Here is a 26,442-nt window from a genome sequence, read left to right as displayed (position 1 = left end):
GACGACTGGGACGCGCTGCGCCGAGAGGATCCGAACGCCACGCCGCTTCACCGCCCGGACGTGGTGCGGGCGCTGGTCGAGGCCTTGCCCGGATGCAGGGCCAGCTTCGTGCTGGTCGAGGAAGGGGACGGCGCGCTCATCGGTGGCGCCCCGGTCGTGATGGAGCGGCGCTTCGCGCTCGAGTGGCTGCGCGCCATGCCGTACACGCTGCCTGGCGCGCCGCTGGCGCGGCCCGCAGCACACCCGCTCGTGGACCGGCTGGTGGCGGACGCGCTGGACGCGCGGGCCAGGGACGCACGGATCGTCGGCGGCGAATGGGTGCTGTTCCGGCCCGAAGGTCCCGCCGTGGACCCCGGCACGATCGCGCAGCTGGCGGGGGAAACGCGCGTGAGCGAGACCGATGTCGTCGACCTGTCCGAAGGAGCCGCGGCCGCTTATCGGCGGCTCCAGCGCAGAACCCGCGAGAGCATCGCCGCGGCGATCGCGCGCGGTCTGCGATGCGCCGAGGATCCCGATGCGCTGGACGAGATCTACGCCTTCTATGCCGCGCAGGCGCGCGCCTGGAGTGGGCATCGGCTCAAGCCCGTGAGCCTGTTGCGCCGGCTCCTGGCGGGCGACGCGCCGGCCGCGCGGTTGTTCACGGTGCGGGACGATCGTGGACTGCTGAGCGGCGCCGCGGCGCTGGTCGGCGAGCACGAGTGGCTCTTGTGGTGGAGCGGCTCGCATCCCGACGCTCGCCCTCGCCACGGATTCGCGACTCTGGTGTGGAGCATGATCGAATCCGCTGCCCGCGACGGCGCGAAGCGCTTCAATCTCGGCGCGAGCGCGGGCCTCGAGAACGTCGCGTCCTTCAAGAAGGCCATGGGGGCGCGCGCGCTCCCCGTGACGATCCGATGGATCGGTCCCGACTACGCCTCCGCGTGGGGCAAGGCGGTGGCCGCGCTCCAGCGAAGGCGGCAGTCCAATCGGTGGAGGGGAGCCCCGGCGTGAAGATCGCAACGCTGGGAAACGCGGCCGCCGTCCACACGCAGCGTTGGGTCGAGCACTTCCGCGCTCGGGGTCACGACGTGGCGCTGTGGTCGCTGGAGCCGGGTCCCGAGGGTCTCGGTGCGCGAGGGCTCGAAGCCCTTCCCCTTCCCGGCTTCGTTCGCTATCCGCTCACGGCCCCCGTGCTCCGTCGCGAGGTGCGGGCCTTCGCGCCCGACCTGGTCGACGCACACTACGTTCCGAACTACGGCCTGCTCGGAGCGCTGATCGGAGTCCACCCGCTGTCGGTGACGGCGTGGGGATCCGATCTCCTGGTCCTCGGCCAGCGCGGCGCACTGCAGCGGGCGCGCCTCCGCTACGTACTGCGGCGCGCCGACCTGGTGCTGGCGGACGCCGAGAACCTGGCGGCCGCGGCCCGCACGCTGGGCGCGCCTCCCGATCGTGTGGCGTGCATTCCGTGGGGCGTGGAGCTCTGGCGTTACCGCGAAGCCCCGGCGCGCGAACCGGGATTGATCGTCTCGACGCGGCGCATGGAGCCGATCTACGACCTGCCCACGGTGATCCAAGGCGTGGCCAAGGTGATGGCGACACGCCAGGACACGCGGCTGGTGCTGGCCGGTGACGGTCCTTCACGGTCCGAGATCGAGCGGCTCGCCGCGCAGCTTCTCCCTGCGGGCCGTTTCCAGTTCGTGGGCCAGCTCGACGCCGCGGGAATCGCGGAGTGGCTGGGTCGCGCCGAGATCTATGTGTCGGCGTCACACTCGGACTCGACGTCCCTCTCTCTGCTGGAAGCCATGGCGTGCGGCACGATGCCCGTGGTGAGCGATCTCGAGGGGAACCGCGAGTGGGTGAAGGAGGGGGAAGGGGCGCGCCTCTTTCCCCCCGGAGATTCCGCGGCGCTCGCCCATGCGCTCGAGCAGACGCTCGCCGACCCCGAGTGGCGCGTTCGCGCGCGTCATCACAACCGCCAGGTGGTGGAGCGGCGCGCCGACCACGCGCGCAACATGGCCGAGATCGAAGCCCGCTTTCAGGCGCTCGCGAGCCGGGCGCGATGAAGGGGCGGCGGGTCCTGCTCCTGTGTTACTTCTTCCCGCCGCTGGGTGGAGGGGGCGTGCATCGCGTGCTCGGCTTCGCGCGCCACCTGCCTCGCTTCGGCTGGTCGTGCACGGTGGTGTGCGCGGGGGAGGAGGACTACTGGGTGCGGGACGATTCACTGGCGGCTCCGCCCGACGCGGAAGTGATCCGCGTGCGCGGCGGCAGCGCGATCTCGTCGTGGCTCAAGGCGGGTGGCGCCTCGGGCGGCCGGCGATCGGGCTCGGCCTTCGGAGCGCTGCGCCGGCTCTCCGACTGGTGGCTGCTGCCCGACTCGTACCGTGGATGGGCGCGGCGGGCACGGCATGCCGCGCTGTCACGCGTGGGCCGGGGCGACATTGACGCATTGTGGTCGAGCTCGCCGCCCGAGAGCGTGCACCTGGCGGCGCGTGACGTCGCGGCGAAGACACGGCTGCCTTGGGTCGCGGACTTCCGCGATCCCTGGATCCCGCTCGCCTTCCGCACGCCTCCGACTGGATGGCACCGCGCCCGCCAGGAAGCCATGGAGCGCTCGGTCGTGGAGCGCGCGGATCGCGTGATCGCCGCGTCGCGTCTCCACGCCGATACCCTGAGGGCGAGCCTGCCGGCCGCCGCCGCCCCTCGGGTGCTCCATCTGCCGAACGGCTTCGAGCCTTCTTCGGACCTGCGCGCGGCCGATCCGCCGGACGCGGCGGAGCCATTCCTCATCGTCTTCACCGGGACGATGGCGCAGCAGCCAGATACCGAAATCCTGCTCGAAGCCGTGCACGATCTGCTGGCGCGCCATCCCGAGGCGCGGCGCCGCCTGCGGGTGGAGCTCCTGGGTCCTTACGAGAGCGGCTACGAGGATCGCTCGGTGGCGCTCGGTCTCCGCGGCATCGTGCGATTCGGAGGGCCTCGTCCACACGCGGACACGCGCCGCACCCAGCATCGCGCCGACGTGCTCATGCTGCTCAAGCCCGGAGGCCCGATGTTCCGGACCATGGTGCCCGGGAAGCTCTACGAGTATCTCGAAGCCCGCCGTCCCATCGTGGCCCTGATCGACGAGCGAGACGAGGCCACGGACCTCGTGCGTCGGGCGAACCAGGTGGTCCTGCCCCCCGGCCGGAGGGACGTGTTGACCGACGAGCTCGAGCGTCGCTACCTGGACTGGCGCGCGCATGGCCGCGCGCCGGACATCCAGGTTTCGTGGATCGATGAGCACGAGCGGCGCCGGCTGGCGGAGCGGCTGGCCTCGACGCTCGACGAGCTCGTGCCCGCGAGTGCTCGATGACGCCCCAGCTCACCCGGGTCGAGCGCATCGCCCTCGCGGTCGGCGTGCTCATCGTGCTGGCCCTGATGTGGCCGATCCGCGACTACCTGACCGACGACACGTTCATCCATTTGCAGTACGCGCGTCACCTGTCGAACGGACACGGACTGGTGTTCAACCCTGGCGAGCGTGTCTACGGCTGCACGAGCCCGCTCTGGGTGGCGCTGCTGGCCGACGCGATGGCGCTCGGCCTCGACGGCCTGTGGATGGCGAAGCTGTTCGGCATGCTGGCGGCGGTGGGATCGGTCGGCCTGTTCCTCCAGCTCATGCGGCGCACGGTGGAGACGCCGGAGATTCGCGCGCTGGCCACCATCGCCTGGAGCAGCCATGCCTGGATGGCGCGCTGGGCGACCTCGGGCATGGAGACGCCGCTCGCCGTGGCCCTGATTCTCGGAGGTTTCGTCGCCTTCACCGAAGGCAAGCGCTGGGGCGCCCGCCCGGTGCGGACCGGATCGCTATGGGCGCTGGCGGCGCTGACGCGACCCGAGGCCATGTGGCTGCTGCTCCTCTGGGTCATGTTCCTGCTGATCGAGACCGAGGACCGTTTCGGTCTTCGCCGGCTGATCAGCGGCACGCTGCCGCCGCTGCTGATCGTCGGCACGTGGCTCTTGTTCGCGCGCATCTACTTCGGCACCTTCTGGCCGCAGACGCTCGCCGCCAAGTCGGCCGGGGTCGCCACCGTGTCGAGCCACGTGGACTCGATCGGACAGCAGATCCTCGTGATCGGAGCCACCGATGGCGTGCTGCTGGCGCTGCTCTTCGTGTCTCTGCTCCTCGGCCGCGTGGTGCGCATCTCGCCGGCCAACCTGGCGCAACGCTGGCTGCCCTGGGCGTGGGTCTTCGGGCTTCCGGCGCTCTACCTCGCGCGCGGAGTGCCGGTGATCTCGCGTTACCTCCTGATCGTGCTGCCGATCCTCGACTGGCTCGCATGGCGAGCCGCGGATCAATGGTGGGTCGGAACGCAGCCCAGCCCGGCGCGCAGGAACCGCGCGATCGGTCTTGCGGCGATCGTCATGCTGCTCGTGATCGCGCAGAACGGGTTCGTCTACCAGCGCTCGGTGATCCCGCACGTGAAGTCCTTCACGCCCGCGCTCGAGAGCTCGCTGATCCGCTGGGGTCGCTGGTTCAAGAGTCACACGCCGGAAGGATCAGTGATCGCCGCGCCCGACATCGGAGCGATCGGTTACTTCAGCGAGCGCCCGGTGGTCGACCTCGCCGGGCTCGTCACGCCGCGCATGGTCCCGCATCTCGTGCGTCAGACTCCGGAAGAAGCGGTGTCGTCGTTCGCCTTCGCATCCTTCGCACGGCCCGACTACCTCGTCGACCGGGCGCCCACGGCCAATGCGCTGAAGCGCGCGAGCCGCTACGGCTCGGCGCTCACGCCGATCGGCACCGCGCGAATGCCGAATCTCGGCGTCGCCCGTCCGCTGCCTGTGGTCTACACCTTCTATCAGGTGGACTGGGCGGTCTTCGACTCGCTGCGCGCGACAGCGCGCTAGATCGAAAGCTTCGATCGGCGCGGGATTGGAGCGACTGCACAATCGTGCAGCGCCGAGCGGCGGATTTTTCTGCGCCGCGCGCGATGATTTTCTTTTGACAGGCGCGAACCGTGGACCTATCTTGCCGCGCGGTGGTGAGAAGTGGGGAATGGTGGTGGTCAGTGGTAATGGGGGTCACAGGCGCCCAATGTCTTCCTTCCTCGGAACGGACACCCATGCCATCGACCACAAGGGACGGATCAGCATTCCCGTCTCGATGCGCCGCACTGAAACCGGCCGGGCGATCACCCGTTTCGTGCTCAACATGGGTTTCGACGGCTGCGTTCATGGCTATTCGAAAGACGAGTGGAAGCGGATGATGGAACGTCTGCGGAAGATCCCGATCTCGAATCCGACGGGTCGCGCTTTCCGCCGCGCGTTTCTCACCGATGCCAAGGAAGTGCAGGTGGACGCACAAGGAAGAGTCCCGATCCCACCTGCGCTCGTTCGCCGTGCATCACTGGACAAGGAAGCCGTGGTGCACGGCGCTGAAGATCACATCGAGATTTGGAACCCCGATCGATTCAAAGCGGCGATCGCTCCCATCATGGATGTCGAAGGTCAGTACGAGCGCCTCGCCGCGGAACACCTCAAGGACGAGCCGGCATGAACGCGGAGTCGAACATGCGAGCGTCACTGGCCATCAATCTCGAGCTGGGCGGACGTCATGCGGCCTCCGCGCGGGTCGAGCTCCTGCAGGAGCCGGGCGAGGCGCAGGTGGCGCACGTGGCGCTCAGCGGCTGGATCGATGGCGCGGCGGAGCGGCGGCTCGAGCGGGCTCTGGCCGCGCTCAAGCCGCGCGAGATCTCCAGGGTCGTGCTCGACTGCTCGTGCGTGAGTCGCTTCGAGCGCTTTGCTGCGGCGCGGCTCATGGAAGCGGTCGCGCGCTTCGAGGGAAGGCCAGGAGGCATCGAGGTTCGCGGCATGCCGCGGACGACGCGCGGTGAACGGACGCCATGAGCCGGTTCTGCTCGAGCCGACGCTCGGCTTCCTGCTCACCGGCCCGGGCCTGTATCTGGACGCCACACTGGGAGACGGCGGGCATGCGGAAGGGATTCTCGAACGCGAACCGAGCGCGCGGCTGTGGGGCAATGACGCGGATCCCACGGCGCTCGCGCGTGCTCAATCGAGGCTCGAACGTTACGGAGGCCGGATCCTGATGACCCACGGCCGCCTCTCCGAGCTCCCCACAGCCTGGAGTCGATTCGATCGCGAGCCCCTGAAGGGGGCGTTGCTCGACCTCGGCCTCTCGTCCCCGCAGCTCGACGACGCGAGCCGCGGCATGGCGTTCCGCCATGATGCCCCGCTCGACCTGCGGCTCGATCCCACGCGCGGCATTCCGGCTTGGGAGGCGCTGGCGGCGGTGGAGCCGGAAGTCCTGGAGCGCGTCCTGCGCGCGCATGGAGACGTCGCAGGTGCGAGGCGGCTGGCCGGCGCGATCATCGACGCGGCGCGGCGCGGAGATCTCCCCACGACCCGCGCTCTCGCGACGCTGGTGGACCGTGTCCTCGGCGGCCGCCCGCACCCACGACGGACCGCGCAGGTGTTCCAGGCGATCCGCATCTGGATCAACGATGAAGCTCAGGATCTCGAGGCCGTGTTGTCGTGGCTGCCGGAGGCCGTTCGTCCCGGTGGCGTGGTGGTGACGCTCGCGTATCACTCCGGCGAGGACCGCCGGATCAAGCAGGCGCTCCGTCCCCATGGATGGGTGTCGAAGCGGCATCCCGAACCCGTGCCGACCGCCCCCTCTCCGTGGGAAGAGCTGACGCGCAAGGTGTTGAGGCCTTCGGAAGCCGAGCGGAGCGCGAATCCGCGCTCTCGCAGCGCACGTCTGAGGGCTTTCCGGAGGGCGTTCTCATGAAAGGCACCGTTCGACGAATGGCTCCGTCGTGGCGCGCCCGCGAAGGGCGTGTCGCCCGCCCCGAGCTGTGGCTGCTGGCCGCGCTCGTGGTCGGCATGCTGCTGACCGAGGTCTGGCAGAGCACGCGTGTGGCCGAGCTCTCGCTGGCCCTCGATCAGTCTCGCACGGCGCTGCAGCAGGTCCACGCACGAGTGGATTTCGTGCGGGCCGAGCTGGAGCGCCGTTCCACCCGCGCCGAGCTCGCTCCGCTCGCGGAACGGTTGCGACTGGCGCCGCCCGAAGCCCAGCAAGTGGTCGTCCTGCCCGCCGAGTACCTCGCGTCCAGCGAGTCGGCTCCGGCGAAGGACGAGAGCTCGCTGGCGCTCCTGGCAGAAAGGGTATCGCGCGTCCTCGTGCCTGAGGCCAAGGCCCGGGGCCGCTCGGGAAGCTGAACGAACAATAGCTACGGGTCGGGCGACGACCGGTCGATGTGACCGGCCGCACCACCGCACCGCGCATGTGACGGCCAGGCGGTCAGCGTGAACCGCCGTTCCAGGGAGGGATGCAGTTGGCCCACAGGGAAATGCGCAGGAGTCGGGTGCTGGTGGCCGCGGCCGGTCTTCTTTTGGGCCTGCTGGTTCTGTGGCTGCGGGTCGGGTGGCTGCAGGTCGCCATGCACGGCTATTACGAAGGGCGGGCCGACCGTAATCAGGAGCAGCGCGTGCTGCTCCGGCCGGGCCGCGGCAACCTGCTGGATCGCAACGGGCGCGTGATGGCGCGCGATCTCCTCACCTACTCGATCTCCGCGGCGCCCCGCGAGATGAAGAGTCCGCGCCGCGTCGCTCGCCGGCTGGCCGCGATCCTCGGGCGCGATGCGCGCCGGCTGGAGCGCGACTTTGCCTCCAAGCCTCGCTTCCTGTGGGTCGCGCGCCGCGTCGCTCCCGAGATCGGGCAGAAGATCGCGGCGCTGGAGATGCGCGGCGTCTACCTGTCGCCCGAGACGCGCCGGGAGTATCCGTTCGGCAAGGCTGCGGCGGAGATCCTGGGGCGGACCAACCTCGACAACGTCGGTGTGGACGGTATCGAGCTGCAGCTCGACGACGAGCTGCGCGGAAGTCCGGGATGGATCACCAAGCTGGTGGACGGGCGCGGCCGGACCCACGCCCAGGTGAACGGCATGATGCGCGCGCCGCTCGACGGACGTCAGGCGGTGCTTTCCATCAACGCCGACTTGCAGGCGATCGTCGAGACGCACCTGGCGACGGCCGTGGACACGCTGAATGCGGCCCGGGGATTCGCCCTGTTCATGGATCCCGTGAGCGGCGAAGTGCTGGCCGCGGTCACCGTGCCGCACCTCGAGCCTGGAAAGGCGCGCAACTGGAATTTCACCGACACATTCGAGCCCGGCTCCACCTTCAAGGTCGTGGTCGCCGGCGCGGTGCTCGAGGAAGGGCTGGCACGGGCCGATCAGGTCTTCGAAGCCTCGGCGACCGGCGTGGCGCCGATGGTCGCCGGCACCAGCTTTCACGACACCCACAAGGAAGCGCGATACCGCTTCTTCGACGCGGTCCGCTGGTCGAGCAACATCGTCCTCGGCCGGCTCGGGCTGCTGCTCGGGGCCGAGCGTCTGTATCACTACGTGACCGCGCTCGGCTTCGGCAGCATCACGGGCATCGAGTTTCCCGGCGAGGCCGGTGGCAAGCTCAGGAGCCCGGATCGCTGGTCGCTGCGCTCGACGCCGACCATCGCCATCGGCCACGAGCTGTCGGTCACGCCGCTCCAGCTCACGCTCGCCTACGCCGCGATCGCCAACGGCGGCGTCCTGATGCGGCCGTCGCTGGTGCGCGAGCTCAGGGACGAGAATGGCGCGGTGGTGCGCAGCTTCACGCCCTCGGCGGCGCACCGGGTCTTCAGCCCCTCGACTTGCGCGACGTTGCGGAGCATGCTCACGGCGGTGGTGGACAGCGGGACCGCAAAGTCGGCCCGCATTCCCGGCTACGCCATCGCCGGCAAGACGGGCACGGCCCAGAAATACGACGCGGCGTCGCGGACTTACGGCAAAGGGCTCTACGTCTCCTCGTTTGCTGGGTTCGCGCCGGCCGACCACCCGAGCCTGGTCGGTGTCGTGGTGATCGACGAGCCGCGCGGGAAGCACTATTACGGGGGTGACGTGGCGGCTCCGGTCTTCAAGCGGGTGATCGTCGATCTGCTCGGCCTGCCCAGCGCTCCACTGCGCGGGCCCGAGTCCCAGATCGCGACCCGTCCGCCGGCGCCCTCGCCGGTCACGGTTCCGGATCTGGCGCTGCTTCCGCGGCGCGCCGCCGAGAAGTCGCTCGCCACGATGGCGCTCCATGGCCGCTTCCACGGCGAGGGGCCGCGCGTGCTCGCGCAGCAACCGGCCGCCGGCATGGCCGTGGAGCGCGGCGCGCGCGTCGAGGTGTGGCTCGCGGCCGGCACCGATTCGCTCGAGACCACGATGCCCGACCTCTTGGGCCAAACGTCGCGCGAGGCGCTGCGTGAGCTCAATCGCCGGCAGGTGGTCACGAGGATCGACGGCCATGGCCTGGTCGTCAGCCAGAGCCCGCCGCCTGGGACGCCGCTGCCGCTGACCTCGACGTGCGTGCTGCGGTGCGAGCCGCGCAACGCGAGCGAAATGGCCGCGACCCTCGCCGCCCGCCCACCCGGTCCTCCGGGTGCGGCGGCGGGATCGACTCCGTGATGCTGCGCACGCTGCTCGATCCCAACGATCCGATCGCGGTCGAGGGCTCGATCGACGTCGACGTCAGCGGAGTGGCCTACGATTCGAGACGGGTGCACCGGGGGGACGTCTTCTTCGCGCTCGCCGGCTCCCAACGGGATGGCGCGGCATTCGCGCGACAGGCGGTGTCGGCGGGCGCGGTCGCCGTCGTCGGCGGCGCGCTGAGCGTTGCCGGCGTCACGGTGGTGCAGGTCGCCGATCCGCGCCGCGCGCTGGCGCGCGCCTCGTCACGCTTCCACGGCGATCCATCCCGCGGCCTGGAGGTGGTGGCGGTCACCGGGACCAATGGCAAGACCACGACGACCTACATGCTCGAGGCCGTCTTTCGCGAGGCGGGAAGGACGGCCGGCATCATCGGCACCACCGGCGTGCATCTGGGGGAGGAGCGGCGCGCCTCCTCGCTGACCACGCCCGAATCTCTCGAGCTGCAGGCGCTGCTCAAGGAGATGCGCGACCGTGGCGTGCAGTCGGTGGCGCTCGAGATGAGCAGTCACGCGCTGGTTCAGCGACGCGGGTACGGCGTGCATTGTGACGTCGTGGTGTTCACCAACCTGACCCACGACCATCTCGACTATCACGGCACCATGGAAGCCTACCTCGATGCCAAGCGGATGCTGTTCGACGGCCGTAACGATCCCGAACCGGTGAAGGATTGCGCGGCGGTGATCAACGCCGCCGATCCGGCGGCGCGGGAGTTCGAAGAATCCGCGCGGCGCGGCGGCATGCGAATCCTGCTCTATCGCGGAGAGCCCGGCGGCATGGACGCAGGGATCGCGGCGCAGGTCACCGAGATCACGCCCGATCCGCGCGGCCTCGAGCTCGAGATCGCGCTCGAAGGGCCGCCGTGGGCCGCAGGATCGTCGAGCGCGCGCAGCGTCCGGCTGCGACTGCCGCTGCTCGGGCGCTACAACGCCGCCAATGCGGCGGCGGCGCTCACCGCCGCCGGCGCGCTCCGCCTGGCGCCGGAGACGATCGTGCGGGGTCTCGAGCGAATGGCCGGCGTGCCGGGGCGCCTGGAGCGGGTCGACGCCGGACAGCCTTTCCTGGTGGTGGTGGACTACGCGCACACGCCCGACGCGCTGGAGCGCGCGCTCGCGGCGGTCCGCGAGCACGCCTCGGGGCGCGTGCTGCTGGTGTTCGGCTGCGGGGGCGATCGTGACCGCGCCAAGCGTCCGGTGATGGGCCGCGTGGCCGCCGCATCCGCCGATCGGGTGTGGATCACGAACGACAATCCGCGCGGCGAGGACCCCGGGGCGATCGCTCGCGACATCGCGGCGGGCATGGGACAGGTGGCGCGACGGGTGGAGCTCGATCGGCGTCTCGCCATCGGTCAGGCGCTCGATGCAGCCGGTCCGAACGACGTGGTCCTGATCGCCGGCAAGGGTCACGAGACCACGCAGACGATCGGCGAGCGCGTGCTTCCCTTCGACGATCGCGCCGTGGCGGCCGAGCTGCTGCGCGACGGGGGCGGACGATGATGGCGGCGACCGCTCCGGCCTTCACGCTGCGCAGCCTGGCCCGCATGGCCGAGGGCGACTTGATGGTGCGCGAGGCGCCGCGGGAGCCTTCCGCGCGCGAGGCGCTGCTCGAGCGCGGTGTCGAAGGCGCCTCGATCGACACCCGGACGCTCGAGCCGGGACAGCTGTTCGTGCCGCTGCCCGGCAGCCGCGTGGACGGGCACGCCTTTCTTCCCGAGGCCTTCGCGCGCGGCGCCGCCGCCGCGCTGTGCTCGCGCTCCGCCTATGAGGATTGGGCCGGACGCGAGCCGGGCCCGCTGGTGGTGGTGGACGACGTCACGCTCGCGCTCCAGAAGCTCGCGCGCCGGCATCGCGACGGATGGCACGGCACGCTCATCGGTCTCACCGGAAGCGCCGGCAAGACCACGACCAAGGAGCTGGTGTCGGCCGCGCTCTCGACCGCGGGGCCGGCGCTGAAGACGATCGGAAATCTCAACAACCACTGGGGTGTGCCGCTGACCCTGCTGCGTCTCCAGCCGGAGCACCGCGCCGCGATCGTCGAGATGGGCATGAGCGCGGCCGGTGAGATCACGCTGCTGGCGTCGATCGCCCGGCCGGACGCGGCCATCATCACCAGCGCGGGCACCGCGCACGTCGGCGGTCCCGGACTCGGCACCGCGCAGGCCGTGGCGCGCGAGAAGGCGTCGCTGGCGAGCTCGGTGCCGACGGACGCGCCGGTGTTCGTCGGCGCGGACTCGCCGCGCCTGCTGCCCGCCGTGCGCCTCCTGCGCCGCCGCGTCGTGAGCTACGGGCTCGCCCGCGAAGCGGACGTGCGGCCCACGCGCATCGAGGACCTCGGACCGGAAGGGAGCCGCTTCCACGTACGCGGCTTCCCGCCGGTTCAGCTCCGTCTGATCGGCCGCCACCAGATCGCGAACGCGCTGGCGGCGCTCGCGGTCTCCCGCGAGTACCGGCTCGAGCCCGAGGCGGTCGCCGAGGCGATCGGCCGGGTGGAGCCATTGAAGGGGCGCATGGAAGCGCGCCGAGCTCAGGGCGGCGTGCTGCTCGTCGACTGCTACAACGCCAATCCCGACTCGAGCCGGGCGGCGCTCGCCACTCTGGCGCGCTGGCCGGGAGCGCGGCGCCGCATCGCGATCCTCGGCGACATGCTCGAGCTCGGTCCGGCCGCGGCCCGCATGCACCGCCAGGTCGGAGCCGCGGTCCGGCGCGCGGAGCTGTGGACGGTGGGCCAGCACGTCGCCGACTACGCCGCCGGTGCGCGGCGCGCGGGCGTGCGCGCGCGGGTGTTCCGTGACAAGCCCGAGGTGGCGGCCGCGCTGCGCGAGGCGCTCGGGCCCAGGACCGTGGTGTTGCTCAAGGCGTCGCGCGGGGCGGCGCTCGAAGACGTGCTCGAAGGGTTGGGGGGCTGACGTGTTCTACGAGTGGGTCTATCCGCTCCACGAGATGCCGGGAATGTCGGCGCTGAACGTCTTCCGCTACATCACCTTCCGCGCCGCGTACGCGGCGATCACGGCGTTGCTCGTGTGCTTCGTGCTCGGGCCGCCGATGATCGAGTGGCTGCGCCGCGTCCGGCTGGGCCAGAAGATCCGTGAAGAAGGCCCGCAGAGCCACATGATCAAGTCCGGCACACCGACCATGGGCGGCATCGTCATCGTCACGGCGATCGTGCTTCCGGTGCTGCTGTGGGGAAACCTCCACTCCCGTCCGCTGTGGCTCGCGATGCTCGCCACCGTGTGGCTGGGCGCGCTCGGCTTCCTGGACGACTACCTCCGGGTCGTCAAGGGACTCCCGAAGGGCCTGCTCGGGCGCTACAAGCTCGTCGGCCAGATCGCGCTCGGTGGTCTGATCGGCGTGATCCTGCTCGCCTTTCCCGAGCCCGGAATGCCGACCACCACCACGCACGTGCCATTTCTCAAGTTCCGCTTCATCGACTTCGGGATCCTGTTCGTGCCGTTCGTGATCCTGGTCGTCACCGGCTCTTCCAACGCGGTCAACCTCACCGATGGCCTCGACGGGCTGGCCTCCGGCCTGGTCGCGATCGCGGCACTGGCCTTTGCCGGAATGTGCTACGTGAGCGGCCACGCGCGCATCAGCGAGTACCTGAACATCAGCTACCTGCGCTACGCGGGCGAGCTCACCGTGTTCTGCGCCGCGGTGCTGGGCGCTTCGCTGGGATTTCTCTGGTACAACTGTCATCCCGCCGACGTTTTCATGGGCGACACCGGATCGCTCGCGCTGGGCGGCGCACTCGGCACCGTCGCCGTGCTGATCAAGCGCGAGTTCTGGCTGGTCCTGGTCGGCGGCGTGTTCGTGGCCGAGGCGCTCTCGGTGATGCTCCAGGTCGCCTCGTTCAAGCTCTGGGGCCGGCGGGTGCTGCGCATGGCTCCCATTCACCACCACTTCGAGCTGAGCGGCTGGGCGGAATCGCGCGTCGTGCTGCGCTTCTACATCGTCGGCGCGCTGCTGGCCTTGCTCTCGCTCTCGACCTTCAAACTCCAATGAGCAGGCACTACTTCGAGCCCGAGCTGCCTGGACGCCGGCCCCTGGTCGTGGGCGCGGCGCGCTCCGGGCTGGCCGCCGCCCGGCTCCTCACGAGCGCCGGCTTCTCGCCGCTCGTGTGCGATCGCCGCACCGCGGCAGAAGCGCCGGAAGCCGCGGCGGCGCTCGCCGCGGACGGCATCGAAGCGGTGTTCGGTTCCGACGGTCCCGAGCTGCTCGAAGGCCGGGACCTGGTGGTGTGGAGTCCAGGCATTCCGATCGCGCACCCGATCGCGCGCGCGGCGCGGGCGGCGGGGATCGCGGTGCTCTCCGAGCTCGAGATCGGCTGGCGCGCGTCGCGGGCGCCCTTCGTGTGCATCACCGGCACCAACGGCAAGAGCACCACCACCGACCTCACGGGCGCCCTCATCCGTGCCAGCGGGCGAGCGGTGGCGGTGTGCGGAAACATCGGCCGCCCGGTGTGCGAGGCCGCGGTCGAGCTTCCGCCGGACGGTGTGGCGGTGGCGGAGGTCTCGTCGTTCCAGCTCGAGTCGGTGGATCGCCTCAAGCCGCGCGTCGCGGCATGGCTCAATCTCACGCCCGATCATCTCGACCGGCACGGCGACTTCGAAACCTATGCGTCCATGAAGCGACGCCTCTGCCTGCGGCAGGACGCCTCGGACACCGCGGTGTGGAACGCCGACGATCCCGAAGTGATGCGACGTCGCGTGCCCGACGGAATCCCGACGGCGCCGAGCGCGCTCGAGTTCTCCACCTTCGGACCGGTGGCGCGCGGCGCGTGGATCGAAAATGGCGACGTCCTGATCGGCGAGCCGGCGCGGCGCCAGCATCTGCTCGCAGCCTCGGAGCTCCGGCTGCGCGGACGACACAATCTCGCCAACGTGACCGCGGCGCTGTGCTGCGCCATGCCGTTCGACGTGCCGATCGCGACCTTGGCCGAATCGCTCGCCATCTACCCCGGCCTCGAGCACCGGCTCGAGCCTGCGGGGACGGTGGAGGGCGTGGAGTTCGTGAACGACTCCAAGGCCACCAACGTCGACTCGCTGAAGGTGGCGCTCGCCAGCTTCGACCGCAAGGTCGTGCTGGTCGCGGGAGGAAGAGACAAAGGCCAGGATTTCCGGCCGCTGGCCGATGAAGTACGGCGCACGGTCTCGCACCTCGTCCTGATCGGCGAAGGCGCTCCGCGTCTCGAAGAGGCGTGGCGCGGAGTCCCGGTGACCCGCGCCAGCTCGCTCGCCGACGCCGTGGATCGCGCCTTCGAAGTGGCGCGCGCCGGCGGAGCCACGGTGCTGTTCTCGCCCGGCTGCGCCTCGTTCGACATGTTCCGCGACTTCGAGGACCGCGGCCGCCGCTTCAAGGCCGAGGTCGAGCGCCTGCAGCAGGCGGGAGTCGGATCGTGAACCGCGGCGACCGGGTGCTGCTGATCCTGCCGCTGGCGCTCACCGTTGCCGGCGTGGTGATGGTGTACTCGTCGAGCGCGATCCTCGGGATCACCCGCCACCAGAACCCCGACTACTTCTTCGTTCGCCAGCTCGGGCGTGCGCTGATCGGCATCGCCGCCATGCTCCTGTGCGCGCGGCTGCGGCTGCGCGTGCTCGAGGGGCTGGCCCCGTGGCTGCTCGGCGCCGCCGCCCTGCTGCTCGGCGTGGTCGTGGTCGCGGGCCACGTGGCGGGGGGGGCCGGGCGCTGGCTCAAGCTCGGATTGTTCACCGTGCAGCCCACCGACCTGGCGCGGCTCGCCACCGTGGTGTTCCTGGCCTGGTGGCTCAAGCGCCATCCTCCCGAGGAGCGCGGACTGCTGCACGGCGTGGTCGTTCCGCTCGCCATCGTCGGCGGACTGGCAGGTCTCATCATGCTCCAGCCCAATCTGAGCAGTGCTTTGCTGCTCATGTTCACCGCGCTGCTGATGACGTTCCTGGCCGGAGCGCGGGTCGCGCATCTGCTGGTGCCGGTCGGCGCGGGCGCGCTGGCGCTCGTGCTGGCGCTCGCCACCCATCCTTATCAGATGAAGCGGGTCGCGTCGTTCGCCGGCTTCCTCTTCCACGGATCGCTCGACACGCGCGGCGCCGGCTGGCAGCTCGATCAGTCGCTGATCGCGATCGGCTCGGGTGGCTGGCTCGGCCGCGGACTCGGCGGCGGCCATCAGAAGTATCTGTTCCTTCCGGAGGCGCACACCGACTTCATCTTCTCGATCCTGGCCGAGGAGCTCGGCTTCCTGGGCGCCACCGTGCTGTTCCTGCTGCTGGCGTCCTACGTCGTGCGCGGATTCCGTGCCGCGGCGCGCAGCCAGGACACGTTCGCCTATCTGGTGGGCGCGGGACTGGTGCTGCAGGTCGGGCTCTATGCGCTCGTCAATCTCGCTGTTTCGACGGGCCTCGCGCCGACCACCGGGCTGCCGCTGCCGTTCGTCTCCTACGGCGGCTCCGCGCTGATCGTCAACCTGGCGGCCGCGGGCATCGTGTTTCGCGTGAGCGCCGGCGCCGAGGAGCGGGAGGCGCTGGCTCGCCAGCGCTTCTCGAGGTCCGCGTCATGAAGGTGCTGATCGCGGGCGGAGGGACCGGGGGCCACGTCTATCCGGGCATCGCGGTGGCCGAGGAGCTGCGCCGCCTGCATCCCGACGCGAGCATCCTGTTCGTCGGCGGGCGGCGCGGCGTCGAATCGCACGCGGTTCCCGAAGCCGGCTTCAAGATCCGCTTCGTGGTCACGCGAGGATTCCCGCGGCGCGCCTGGTGGCGCTGGCCCATCGCGGTGATGGCCAACCTGATCGGCTTCCTCCAGTCACTGTGGCTGGTGATGACGGAGCGGCCCGACGCGGTGCTCGGCACCGGCGGCTACGTGAGCGGCCCGGTGTCGATGGCGGCGGTGCTGCTCGGACGGCCGCTCATCCTCCAGGAGCAGAACAGCATCCCCGGACTCGCCAATCGCTGGCTGGCGCGGGTCGCGGACGAGGTGCACCTGTCGTTCACCGAAGCGCGCGCGTACTTCGGCCGCAAGGACAACCTCAAGGTCACGGGAAACCCGGTGCGCGGGTTCATCCTGGGCGGCGATCGAGCCACCGCCCTGCAGGAGTTCGGCCTCGCGGACGGGCGGCCGACGGTGTTCGTGTTCGGTGGAAGTCGGGGCGCGCATCGCATCAACGAAGCGGCGATCGACGCGATGCGCCGCCTCAAGGGGCGCGTCGACGTGCAATTCATCCTGCAGACCGGCGGCCAGGACTTCGACTGGGCGCGTGGCGCCGTCGAATCGGAGCAGCTGCCGGCGCGGGTGGTGCCCTACCTGCGCCAGATCCACCTGGCGTACGCGGTCGCCGATCTCGTGGTCTGCCGCTCGGGCGCGATGACGCTGGCGGAGATCGCCGCCTGCGGAACGCCGGCGATCCTGGTTCCATATCCCTACGCGGCCCACAACCATCAGGAAGTCAACGCCCGCAACATGGTCGATCGGAGCGCCGCCAGCCTGATCCTGGATCGCGAGCTGTCGGGCGAGCGCCTGGCCAAGGAAGTCGCTCACCTCCTGGCCGACCGTCAGACCCTGCGGCGCATGTCGGCGCACGCGCGCACCTTTGCGCGTCTCGATGCCGCCGAGCGGCTGGCCCGCACGCTCGCCCGCCACGCCTCGGGCCGGCCGGCGGCGCACAACGCGGCGGAAGACGCGCCGGGGACGGGGCGCTGATGTACGGGCGCACGCGGCGCATCCACCTGATCGGGATCGGCGGCTCCGGCATGTCCGGGATCGCCGAGGTGCTGCTCAACATGGGCTACCAGGTGTCGGGCAGCGACCTCAAGGCGAGCGAAGTCACCGATCGCATCGTGCGCCTCGGGGGGCGGGTCTTCATCGGCCACGCCGCGTCCAACGTGGAGGGCGCGCAGGTGGTGGTCTTCTCCTCGGCGGTCACGTCCGAGAATCCGGAGCTGCTCGCCGCCAATGCCGCGGCGGTGCCGGTGATCGGTCGCGCGGACATGCTCGCCGAGCTGATGCGCACCAAGTACGGCATCGCCGTGGGCGGCGCCCACGGCAAGACCACGACCACGTCGATGATCGCCGCGGTGCTGGCGCGAGGCGGGCTCGATCCCACCATCGTGGTGGGGGGACGGCTGCACGCGCTCGGCAGCAACGCGCGCCTCGGCCACGGTCCTTTCATGGTGGCCGAGGCCGACGAGAGCGACGGCTCGTTCCTGCGCCTGGCGCCGGCGCTGGCGGTGATCACCAACATCGACCTCGAGCACGTCGATCACTACGGCTCCCTCGAGGAGATCCGCCACGCGTTCGTCTATTTCGCGAACCGGGTGCCGTTCTACGGAGTGACCGTGCTGTGCGCCGACGACCCGGAGGTGCGCGGCATACTCGCCAGCGTCCGCAAGCGGACGCTGCTCTACGGCACGGCCGAAGGCGCCGACGTGCGCGCCGAGGACATCCGGCTGCGTGCCGACGGCTCGCGCTTCCGCGTCATCGCCCACGGCCGGGTGCAGGGCGAGATCGAGCTCCACCAGCCCGGCCACCACAACGTGCTGAACGCGCTCGCCGCGGTCGCGGTCGGGCTCGAAGTGGAAGTCGGATTCGGCCACGTCGCGGAGGCTCTGGTCGCGTTCGTGGGGGTGTCGCGGCGCTTCGAGCTGCGCGGCGAGGCCGCGGGAGTGAGAGTGGTGGACGACTACGCGCACCATCCCACCGAGATCCGCGCCACGCTGACCGCGGCCGCGGCGCGCAGCGGCCGCCGGCTGGTCGTGTTCCAGCCGCATCGTTACTCCCGAACCCAGTCGCTGGCCGAGGAGTTCGGCACCGCGTTCGAGCAGGCGGACCTGGTGTGGGTGCTCGACGTCTACGGCGCCGGCGAGAAGCCGATCGAGGGCGTGTCCGGCAAGGTGGTGGCGGACAGCGCGCGGCGGCACGGCGCCATGCACGTGCGCTACGTCCCCGAGCTCGAGACGGTCGCGGCCGAGGTGGCGGCCGAGGCGCGCGCCGGGGACACCGTCATGACGCTCGGCGCCGGCGACGTGTGGAAGCTGGGCGAGACCATTCTCGACCGCCTGCGCTCGTCGGGCGTCAAGGTGGAGCGCTGATGGGCGCCTATCAGGGCAAGGCGCTCCAGGCGCGGGCGGCGCGGCGCCGCGGAGGAGGACGGCTGCGGCAGCTCGCGCAGATCGCCGCCGTGGGTCTGCTGGCGGTCGCGCTGGCTCACGTGCCCTGGGCGGCGCTGTCGCGTCGCTGGGCCGTGGTCGGCAAGCTCGAGGTCGAAGGGATGCGCTACCTGGACCCGGGCCGCGTGCAGACCATCTCGGGACTGAAGCTCGGAGACCCGTTGTGGTCCGTGGACCTCAAGCGGGTGCGGCAGTCGCTGCTGCTCGACTCTCGAATCGCCGGCGCCACCGTCACGCGGCGTTTCCCGCGCGGCATCCGCATCGTGGTGCGCGAGCGCGTCCCGGCTCTGCTGGTGGACCACGGCACGCCGTGGGAGCTGGACTCGACCGGCGTCCTGCTCGAGCCTCTGGAGCGCGGCGTCGTGGCGGACGTGCCGCTCCTGGTCGGACCGGACTTCGAGGGCGTGCCGGCGGGGACGCACGTCGCGAGCCCGAGAGTCGCTCGTGGACTCTCATGGGCGGGCACGCTGGCGGACCAGACGCTGCAGCTCGCCGGGCAGGTCTCCGAGCTCGACGTCTCGCGCGACCAGCTGACCACGCTCACGCTGCTCGACGGCACCCGCGTCGTGGCCGCGGCCTGGCCGCCGCCATTGAAGACGCTGTCCGCGCTGCGCGTCGTGCTCGCCGACCTGAAGCACAAAGGCGCCTCGGCGGACGAAGTCGACGTGCGCTACGAGAACCAAGTGATCGTTCGACCTCCCGCGCAGGCCGAAGCGGTAGGTCGTCAAGGATGAGCGGCGCCCGCGGGCGCCGGGGACGAACGTTCGAGCACAGGAGGTGAGGCGGATGGCTCAAGCCACCAGGACGTACGTCGGGCTGGACATCGGCACGACGAAGATCTCGTGCATCATCGCGGAAAAGAAAGCGCCGACCGAGCTCAACATCGTGGGGGTCGGCAACGCGCCCAGCGAGGGCCTTCGCCGCGGCGTGGTGGTGGATCTCGAGAAGACCGTGGCGTCCATCCAGCGCGCGGTCGACGAGGCCGAGCGCATGGCGGGCGTGCCGGTGAAGGGCGTGCACGCCGGGATCGCCGGCGATCACATCCGCAGCATCAACGGGCGGGGCGTGATCGCGGTGTCGCGCAAGGACAACGAAATCGGTCCCGCGGACGTGGAGCGCGTGGTGGAGGCCGCCAAGGCGATCGCCATCCCGATGGACCGCGAGATCATCCACGTGATCCCGCAGGAGTTCATCGTCGACGATCAGAGCGGCATCAAGGACCCGGTCGGCATGAGCGGCGTGCGCCTCGAGGCGGAGGTCCACATCATCACCGGCGCCGTCACCTCGGCCAAGAACATCTGCCGCGCCATCCAGCGCGCGGGCCTCAAGGTGCACGACCTGGTGCTGGAGCCCCTGGCCAGCAGCCACGCCGTGCTCGGCAAGGACGAGCGCGACCTGGGCGTGGTGGTGCTCGACATCGGCGGCGGCACCACCGACGTGGCGGTGTTCTTCGAGAGCTCGATCCGCCACACCGCGATCATCCCCTGCGGCGGCGCCAACGTCACCAACGACATCGCCATCGGCCTCCGCACGCCGATCGACAAGGCGGAGCAGATCAAGATCCAGGCGGGCTGCGCGTTGTCCTCGCTGATCGGCTCCGGCGACCAGGTGGCCGTGCCCGGCGTCGGAGGGCGCTCCGACCGCGAGATCTCGCGCCACGTGCTCGCATCCATGATCGAGCCACGCATGGAGGAGATCTTCACGATGGCCTGCCGCGAAGTGAGGAAGAACCACTTCGCCGAGCTGCTGGGCGGAGGCGTGGTGCTGACCGGAGGCACCTCGCTGATGCCCGGAGTCGTCGAGCTGGCCGAACAGGTGTTCGAGATGCCCGTGCGCCTCGGCGCTCCCGAAGGTCTGGGAGGTCTGGGTGCCAACGTGGCCGATCCGCGCTTCTCGACCGGAGTCGGATTGGTCCTTCACGCCGTTCAGGAGGAAAACGGAGAGACGTTCGTCGCGGCGGAGCGTCCGGGCCACTGGGTCCAGGCCTTCGATCCCCGGCGCTGGTTCAGCGACCTTTTCTACTAGTCGGGCCGTTTCAAGGAAGACGTCGGCGGTCCATGACCGCCGAGCAACCGCCGCACCCGCGGCACAGGGAGAGGTGCCCATGTTCGAGCTCGAGATCGATGCCACCGCCACCGCCAAGCTCAAGGTCGTCGGAGTCGGAGGCGCGGGCGGCAACGCCGTCAACCGGATGATCGGCGCGGGACTGCGCGGCGTCGACTTCATCACCGCCAACACCGACGTCCAGGCGCTCAATCAATCGCTGGCCCCGACCCGCATTCAGATCGGGCCCGCCACCACGAGAGGCCTCGGCTCGGGCGGCGATCCCTCGACGGGGCGTCGCGCCGCCGAGGAGGACGAGCAGGCGATCGCCGACGTGCTGACCAGCAGCGACATGGTGTTCATCACCGCCGGCATGGGGGGTGGAACCGGGACCGGCGCGGCGCCGGTCGTCGCGCGTCTGGCCAAGCAGACCGGAGCGCTCACCGTCGCGGTCGTCACCAAGCCGTTCAGCTTCGAAGGACGGCGCCGCCAGCGCCAGGCCGAGGAAGGCCTGGAGATGCTGCGCGCCGAGGTGGACACGCTGATCGTGATTCCCAACGAGCGTCTGCTCGCGGTCGTGGAGCGCACCACGTCGCTCACCGACGCGTTCAGCGTGGCCGACGAGGTGCTGCTCAAGGCCACCAAGGGCATCTCCGATCTCGTGACCATCCCAGGCCTCGTCAATCTGGACTTCGCCGACGTCAAGGCGGTGATGTCGAATCGCGGAAACGCGCTGATGGGCACCGGCCGCGGAACCGGACCGAGCCGGGCGACCGAAGCCGCGCAGGCGGCGGTGTCGAGCCCGCTGCTCGAGGACGTCTCGATCTCCGGCGCCGAGGGCGTGCTGGTGAACATCACCGGAGGCCGTGACCTCACGCTGCACGAGGTCAACGAAGCGGCCACCGTGGTGACCCAGGCCGCCGGCGAAGAGGCGAACGTGATCTTCGGATCGGTGATCGACGCCAACATGGACGGCGAGCTCCTGATCACGGTGATCGCGACCGGCTTCGGCCACGCCGAGCCGCGGCTCAAGATCGTGCATGCGCAGCGCGAAGCCGAGGAGTACCGCCGTCCGCACCACGGGTGGGAGCGCGAGGAGCGGCGCGGCTTCGGCAAGGGTGGCGCGCGGGGGGAGTCGCTCGACGTGCCGACCTTCCTGCGGAAGCAGATGGATTGATCGCGGACACACGAGGACCTCGGCACGGAGCGGGCCGCTTGGCGCGGCTCGCTCCGGCGCTCGAGGATCTCAGGCAGGGTCGCTTCGTGCTGGCCGCGGCGTCGTTCGAAGCGGCGGGGCGGAGCCCTTTGTGCGCGTCGCAGGCGCGAGCGCTCGCGGCCGAGTCGCGTCTCCTGGCCGGCATGTCGCAGGTGCACGCCGGCGACTTCGGCGCGGCGAAGAGCGAGCTCGAGCAGGCGCTGCAGCTCGACCCGGGGCAGGCGGCGGCGGCGCGGCTGCTCGCGCGCGTGCTGCTGCGCTCGGGAGAGCCTCGCGAAGCGCTGGTCTGGCTCGATCACGCGGCCATCGACGGCGCCGAGACCCATGGCGTGGGAATTCTCCGCGCGGCGTGCCTCGACCTTCTCGGGCGGCGCAACGAGGCGGTCCAGGCGCTCGACCGGGCGTTGATGGCGGCTCTGGAGGCGCCGCTGGCGGTTCAGCGCCGCGGGTTCGCCGCGTCCTGCCTCGAAGCGGAAGGCGAGAGCCGTCTCGAGGGCGCGCATGCCGCGCACGCGGACCGGCGTTGCGAGCTGGCGCTGCGCCTCTTCGAAAACCGTCCCGCGGAAGCCGCGCAGCATCTCGAGACCGCGCTCGCGCTCAACCCGCGCTTCCTGCGCGCGCGGCTCGTGCTGGGGCTCATCCGGCTCGGACAAAGGCGCGCGGCGGAGGCCGTCGAGGAGCTGGAAGCGGCGCGCGAGCTGGAGCCCACCTATCCCGACGTTCGCGCCTGGCTGGGTCTGGCGCGGCTCGCGGCCGGCGATGCGCGCGGCGCCCTGCGCGCGCTCGAGCGGGCGGTGGCGCTGCGGCGTGAGTTCGCCCGCGCCCATCGACACCTGGCGCTCGCGAAACACGCGCTGGGGTTCACGTCGGAGGCGCTGCGCGCGGCGCGCCGGGGATGGATCCGCGACACCGAGGTGCCGGCGTTCGGACGTCCCGCCCTCTCCGGGCTCGAGGCGGAGGCCGCCGACGAGCCGGCGCTGCGGCGCGCGCTGGCGATCCGCCCGCGCTCGCCCGACCTCCAGCTCGCGCTCGGACGAAGACTCTCGTCACGCGGCGATCATGCCGAGGCGCGCTCGGTGCTTCGAAGCGCCATCGCGGAGCGGCCCGGCTACCCGGCGGCGACGCTGGAGCTGGCGCGCAGCGAGCTGGCCTCGTCCCGGCTCCGCGAAGCCGAGACCCAGCTCCGAAACCTGGTGGCCAGTCGTCCTTCGTGGCCGGACGCGCAGGCCCTGCTCGGACGGGCGCGTCTGATGCTCGGAGATCCGGGAGGGGCGCTCGCCCCGCTGCGTGCGGCGGTGCGACAGCGGCCCGATCTCGAGCCCGCGCGCTCGGACCTGGCGTGGGCGATGATGAGCCACGCGCCTAGGCTCCGTTAGGAGCCGATCACTGCGTTGGCTCGGTCGCTCGTCGCTGCGACGTATCGAGGAATACGACTCGCTCCTCGCTCCCTCGCGCGCCTTGTCCTCGGCTCCTAACGGAGCCTAGGTTGTCTGCGTCCGGCGGCGGCGGACCGCCTTCACCACGCGTCCGCTCCGCAGACAGCGGGTGCAGACATCGATATTCTGGACGCGGCCTTCGTGAAGCGCCCGCACGCGCTGGAGATTCGGGTTCCAGCGCCGCTTGGTGGCGTTGTTCGCGTGGCTGACCGAGTGACCCCAGAGGGTACCCTTGCCGCAAATGTCGCAGCGTTGAGCCAAATGAAGATCCTCCTTCAATTCCGGGGTCACCCCCGGCAAGACAAGGCCGCGGAGAATAGCAGCCGGCCCTACCCGCGGCAAGCCAGGGCGCGCATCCGATGAGCGACGCGCTGCGCACCGCATTCGAACCTTCGACGCCGGTCCAGTTCCTGACCGGCGTGGGTCCCGCACGGGCCCGCCTCTTCGAGAAGATGGGCATCGTGACGCTCGAGCATCTCGTGCGTCACTACCCGCGCACGTACCTCGACGCCCGCGAGTTCGTGACGGTCAAGGAGCTTTCTCCGCTTCGCGTGCTCACCGTGCTGGGGCGCGTCACGAGCGCCGCCGCCCATCGCACACGAGGCGGCCGCACCGACTTCACCGCGCGCATCGCCGACTCGAGTGGCGCCGTGACCTGTCACTTCTTCGGCCAGCCCTGGCTGGCGCGCGCCATCGCGCCGGGCGCGAGCGTGGTGGTGAGCGGCACGCTCGACTCACTCGGCCGCATGCTGAACCCGATGTTCGAAGTGCTGGAGAGCGAGATCGAGGAGCTGCTCCACGCCGGACGGCTGGTGCCGGTGCACGCGCTGACGCGCGGTGTCACCGGGCGCGGCATGCGGGTGGCGGTGCGCCGCGCGCTGGACCGCGTGGCCGACCGGGTGGCGGATCCACTTCCGGCCGAGGCCGCGCGCGGTCTCGAGCCGCTGGCTACGGCGCTGCGCCACATCCACTTCCCCGGTGACGAGGCCGAGCGCGCGCGCGCCCACGAGCGGCTGGCCTTCGAGGAGCTGTTCCTGCTCCAGACGGTGCTGGAGATGCGCCGTCGCGTGTTCGCCGAGGAAGGCCGCGGGCTCTCGAACGCAGGCTCCGGTGTGCTGGCGGGAGTCGTGAAGCAGGCGCTGCCGTTCGTGCTCACCAAAGACCAGGAGCAGGCGCTCCTGGAGATCGTCGGCGATCTCGCGCGGCCGCGGCCCATGCACCGCCTGCTGGTCGGCGACGTCGGCAGCGGCAAGACGGTGGTCGCGCTGCTGGCGGCGCTCCACGTCATCGAATCCGGGCACCAGGTCGCCTTCATGGCGCCCACCGAGATCCTCGCGCGGCAGCACGCGGCCACGCTCACGCGCTTCGCGCGGCCGGCCGGCATCGACGTGGTGGCGCTGACCGGGGCGTCGTCGCCGGCGGAGCGGCGCGCCATCCGCGCGCGGCTCTCCGCCGGGGAGCCGCTGCTCCTCGTCGGCACGCACGCGCTGCTCGAGGCCAAGGTGGAGATGCCGAGGCTCGGGCTCGCGATCGTCGACGAACAGCACCGCTTCGGCGTGCGCCAGCGCGCGACGCTGGCTCAGAAGGGGGCGATCCCCGACGTGCTGGTGCTGAGCGCCACGCCGATCCCGCGCACGCTCGCGCTGGCGATGTACGGAGACCTGGACATGAGCCAGATGCGGTCCAAGCCCGCAGGGCGCGGCAGGATCGTGACCCGCATCGCGGGCGAGGAGAAGTTCCCGCAGGTCATCGAGTTCATGGCCCAGGAGCTCTCGGCCGGGTGGCAGGCCTACGTGGTGCTTCCGGTGATCGAGGAGGGCGGCCGGATCGAGGCGCGGGCGGCCGAGGCGGAGCACCAGAGGCTTTCCCAGCACCCCCTGCTCGCCCGCTTTCAAGTTGGACTCCTGCACGGGCGCATGAAGGCCGATGACAAGCAACGGACCATGGACGGCTTCGTGGCCGGACGGATCCAGGTCCTGGTGACGACCACGGTGATCGAGGTAGGCGTGGACGTGAGCAATGCGACCTTGATGGTGATCGAGAACGCCGAGCGCTTCGGGCTCTCGCAGCTCCACCAGCTGCGAGGACGGATCGGACGCGGAGCGCACCGATCGGTGTGCGTGCTGGTGCCGGGTCCCGCGACATCGGGCGACGCGCGGCAGCGGCTCGAGGAGCTCACCGCCACCGACGACGGCTTCGCGCTCGCCGAAGCCGATCTCGCGCTGCGCGGCCCCGGTGAGCTGTGGGGGATGCGCCAGAGCGGCCTGCCGCGGCTGAAGCTCGCCGACCTGCGCGACGAGCGTCTGCTGACCCGCGCGCACGAAGCGGCGAAGGCCATCGTGGCCGCCGATCCCCGGCTGCTCGATCCGGTCCATCGGCCGCTGCGCGACGCGCTGCTCAGGGATTATCGCGAAGCGCTCGAGCTGGCGCTCGCGGGGTGAGGCGATGACCGTTCAATGTCCACACTGCTCGGCCGGCTACACGCTTCCGGATCACCTGCTCGGGCCGCGCGGCGCGCGAGTCCGTTGCCCGCAGTGCGGACAAGCCTTCATCGTGCCGCGTGACACGGAGACGGCGAAGCCCGTGGAGGCGACGCCAAGCGCGTCCCAGGACCCGGCCGTTCCGGAGGAAGACACGCCGCTGTCGCCGGCCGAGTCCGACGAGGTCCTCGGACTTCCGGTGCTGAGCGAAGCGCCGGAAGACGTCGCGGTGCGCATCCTCGACGCGCTGGCCGAGCGGGCCGGCGATCGTCTCGAAGCGGCGAAGGCGTCGGGCCGGCTGTGGGCGGAGCATGGCCGCGATCTCATGCAGGCCTGGGACGAGTACCGGGAAACGCTCGGCCCTCGCGCCGACGCCTCACTGTTTCGCGCCGCGCTGCGCGCGCGCTGGGACGTGGATCTCGGTCCCGGGCTGCCGGGCAATTAGCGCGCGAACCGCCGTCCCCAGACCACCGCGACCAGACCCGCCAGCGCCATCAGGCCGGAGGCGATCAGCAGCGCCGCCTGGGTGCCGAAGCCGCGGGTCACGACTCCGGCCACGCTCACGCCGATCAGGAACACCAGCCGCATCAGGAAGTCGCGCGCGCTGAACACGCGGCCGCGCTGGCGCGTCTCGGTGGACTGCTGG

General features: G+C 70.8%; 24 protein-coding genes. 22 read left to right on the top strand and 2 right to left on the bottom strand.

Features of this window, described 5'->3' with window-relative positions:
- From VFQ05_00135 to VFQ05_00040, 20 genes are all read left to right on the top strand, one after another.
- Positions 1-990 (top strand): GNAT family N-acetyltransferase (locus tag VFQ05_00135; GenBank protein ID HET9325158.1); only part of this gene is annotated, 990 nt, incomplete at its 5' end.
- On the top strand, positions 987-2,042 hold the full coding sequence (locus VFQ05_00130) for a glycosyltransferase (protein HET9325157.1): 1,056 nt from the start codon (positions 987-989) through the stop codon (positions 2,040-2,042). The genes VFQ05_00135 and VFQ05_00130, both read left to right, overlap by 4 nt.
- Positions 2,039-3,331 (top strand): glycosyltransferase, encoded by a 1,293-nt coding sequence (locus VFQ05_00125; GenBank protein ID HET9325156.1) that lies wholly within the window; start codon positions 2,039-2,041, stop codon positions 3,329-3,331. Before VFQ05_00130 ends, VFQ05_00125 begins: the two co-directional genes overlap by 4 nt.
- Positions 3,328-4,869, top strand: a complete 1,542-nt coding sequence (locus VFQ05_00120; GenBank protein ID HET9325155.1) for a hypothetical protein — start codon at positions 3,328-3,330, stop codon at positions 4,867-4,869. Before VFQ05_00125 ends, VFQ05_00120 begins: the two co-directional genes overlap by 4 nt.
- A 25-nt stretch (positions 4,870-4,894) precedes the next feature.
- Positions 4,895-5,518 (top strand): division/cell wall cluster transcriptional repressor MraZ, encoded by a 624-nt coding sequence (gene mraZ / locus VFQ05_00115; GenBank protein ID HET9325154.1) that lies wholly within the window; start codon positions 4,895-4,897, stop codon positions 5,516-5,518.
- Positions 5,515-5,868 carry an STAS domain-containing protein gene (locus VFQ05_00110; GenBank protein ID HET9325153.1) on the top strand — a complete coding sequence of 118 codons (354 nt, stop codon included), beginning with the start codon at positions 5,515-5,517 and terminating at the stop codon, positions 5,866-5,868. The genes mraZ and VFQ05_00110 overlap by 4 nt, the downstream gene beginning before the upstream one ends.
- Positions 5,852-6,769, top strand: coding sequence for a 16S rRNA (cytosine(1402)-N(4))-methyltransferase RsmH (gene rsmH / locus VFQ05_00105; protein ID HET9325152.1), 918 nt, complete (start codon positions 5,852-5,854; stop codon positions 6,767-6,769). Before VFQ05_00110 ends, rsmH begins: the two co-directional genes overlap by 17 nt.
- Positions 6,766-7,200 carry a hypothetical protein gene (locus VFQ05_00100; GenBank protein HET9325151.1) on the top strand — a complete coding sequence of 145 codons (435 nt, stop codon included), beginning with the start codon at positions 6,766-6,768 and terminating at the stop codon, positions 7,198-7,200. Before rsmH ends, VFQ05_00100 begins: the two co-directional genes overlap by 4 nt.
- A 116-nt stretch (positions 7,201-7,316) precedes the next feature.
- Complete coding sequence (locus tag VFQ05_00095) at positions 7,317-9,467, top strand: penicillin-binding transpeptidase domain-containing protein (protein HET9325150.1); 2,151 nt, start codon at positions 7,317-7,319, stop codon at positions 9,465-9,467.
- A complete protein-coding gene (locus VFQ05_00090; protein HET9325149.1) occupies positions 9,467-10,984 on the top strand; it encodes a UDP-N-acetylmuramoyl-L-alanyl-D-glutamate--2,6-diaminopimelate ligase in 1,518 nt (505 codons plus the stop codon). Before VFQ05_00095 ends, VFQ05_00090 begins: the two co-directional genes overlap by 1 nt.
- Positions 10,984-12,393, top strand: a complete 1,410-nt coding sequence (gene murF / locus VFQ05_00085) for a UDP-N-acetylmuramoyl-tripeptide--D-alanyl-D-alanine ligase (GenBank protein HET9325148.1) — start codon at positions 10,984-10,986, stop codon at positions 12,391-12,393. Before VFQ05_00090 ends, murF begins: the two co-directional genes overlap by 1 nt.
- 1 nt (position 12,394) lies before the next feature.
- The gene (mraY, locus tag VFQ05_00080; GenBank protein ID HET9325147.1) at positions 12,395-13,486 is read left to right on the top strand and encodes a phospho-N-acetylmuramoyl-pentapeptide-transferase; all 1,092 of its coding nucleotides are present in this window, start codon (positions 12,395-12,397) and stop codon (positions 13,484-13,486) included.
- On the top strand, positions 13,483-14,883 hold the full coding sequence (gene murD, locus VFQ05_00075) for a UDP-N-acetylmuramoyl-L-alanine--D-glutamate ligase (protein ID HET9325146.1): 1,401 nt from the start codon (positions 13,483-13,485) through the stop codon (positions 14,881-14,883). The genes mraY and murD overlap by 4 nt, the downstream gene beginning before the upstream one ends.
- Positions 14,880-16,016 carry a putative peptidoglycan glycosyltransferase FtsW gene (locus VFQ05_00070; protein ID HET9325145.1) on the top strand — a complete coding sequence of 379 codons (1,137 nt, stop codon included), beginning with the start codon at positions 14,880-14,882 and terminating at the stop codon, positions 16,014-16,016. Before murD ends, VFQ05_00070 begins: the two co-directional genes overlap by 4 nt.
- Positions 16,013-17,155 carry an undecaprenyldiphospho-muramoylpentapeptide beta-N-acetylglucosaminyltransferase gene (gene murG, locus VFQ05_00065; GenBank protein HET9325144.1) on the top strand — a complete coding sequence of 381 codons (1,143 nt, stop codon included), beginning with the start codon at positions 16,013-16,015 and terminating at the stop codon, positions 17,153-17,155. The genes VFQ05_00070 and murG overlap by 4 nt, the downstream gene beginning before the upstream one ends.
- The gene (gene murC, locus VFQ05_00060; GenBank protein HET9325143.1) at positions 17,155-18,543 is read left to right on the top strand and encodes a UDP-N-acetylmuramate--L-alanine ligase; all 1,389 of its coding nucleotides are present in this window, start codon (positions 17,155-17,157) and stop codon (positions 18,541-18,543) included. Before murG ends, murC begins: the two co-directional genes overlap by 1 nt.
- The gene (locus tag VFQ05_00055; GenBank protein ID HET9325142.1) at positions 18,543-19,355 is read left to right on the top strand and encodes an FtsQ-type POTRA domain-containing protein; all 813 of its coding nucleotides are present in this window, start codon (positions 18,543-18,545) and stop codon (positions 19,353-19,355) included. The genes murC and VFQ05_00055 overlap by 1 nt, the downstream gene beginning before the upstream one ends.
- Before the next feature lie 52 nt (positions 19,356-19,407).
- Positions 19,408-20,646: a cell division protein FtsA gene (gene ftsA, locus VFQ05_00050; protein ID HET9325141.1), complete on the top strand. Its 1,239-nt coding sequence runs from the start codon at positions 19,408-19,410 to the stop codon at positions 20,644-20,646.
- Between the two features lie 79 nt (positions 20,647-20,725).
- Complete coding sequence (gene ftsZ, locus VFQ05_00045) at positions 20,726-21,841, top strand: cell division protein FtsZ (protein ID HET9325140.1); 1,116 nt, start codon at positions 20,726-20,728, stop codon at positions 21,839-21,841.
- Between the two features lie 38 nt (positions 21,842-21,879).
- Positions 21,880-23,256 carry a tetratricopeptide repeat protein gene (locus tag VFQ05_00040; GenBank protein ID HET9325139.1) on the top strand — a complete coding sequence of 459 codons (1,377 nt, stop codon included), beginning with the start codon at positions 21,880-21,882 and terminating at the stop codon, positions 23,254-23,256.
- A gap of 105 nt (positions 23,257-23,361) precedes the next feature.
- Here VFQ05_00040 and rpmB read toward each other — a convergent pair whose 3' ends face one another.
- Positions 23,362-23,577 carry a 50S ribosomal protein L28 gene (gene rpmB, locus VFQ05_00035; protein ID HET9325138.1) on the bottom strand — a complete coding sequence of 72 codons (216 nt, stop codon included), beginning with the start codon at positions 23,575-23,577 and terminating at the stop codon, positions 23,362-23,364.
- A gap of 98 nt (positions 23,578-23,675) precedes the next feature.
- On the opposite strand from rpmB, the gene recG reads away from it, so the two are divergent.
- Positions 23,676-25,757, top strand: a complete 2,082-nt coding sequence (gene recG / locus VFQ05_00030) for an ATP-dependent DNA helicase RecG (protein ID HET9325137.1) — start codon at positions 23,676-23,678, stop codon at positions 25,755-25,757.
- Between the two features lie 4 nt (positions 25,758-25,761).
- Positions 25,762-26,241, top strand: a complete 480-nt coding sequence (locus VFQ05_00025) for a zinc-ribbon domain-containing protein (protein ID HET9325136.1) — start codon at positions 25,762-25,764, stop codon at positions 26,239-26,241.
- Here VFQ05_00025 and VFQ05_00020 read toward each other — a convergent pair.
- Positions 26,238-26,442, bottom strand: a 205-nt coding sequence (locus VFQ05_00020; protein ID HET9325135.1) for a hypothetical protein, incomplete at its 5' end; no start/stop codon positions are given. The two genes, VFQ05_00025 and VFQ05_00020, sit on opposite strands and share 4 nt — an antisense overlap.

It is taken from the genome of Candidatus Eisenbacteria bacterium, assembly GCA_035712145.1.
Lineage (GTDB): Bacteria > Eisenbacteria > RBG-16-71-46 > RBG-16-71-46 > RBG-16-71-46 > DASTBI01.
This window is presented reverse-complemented; position numbering and strand designations above follow the sequence as displayed.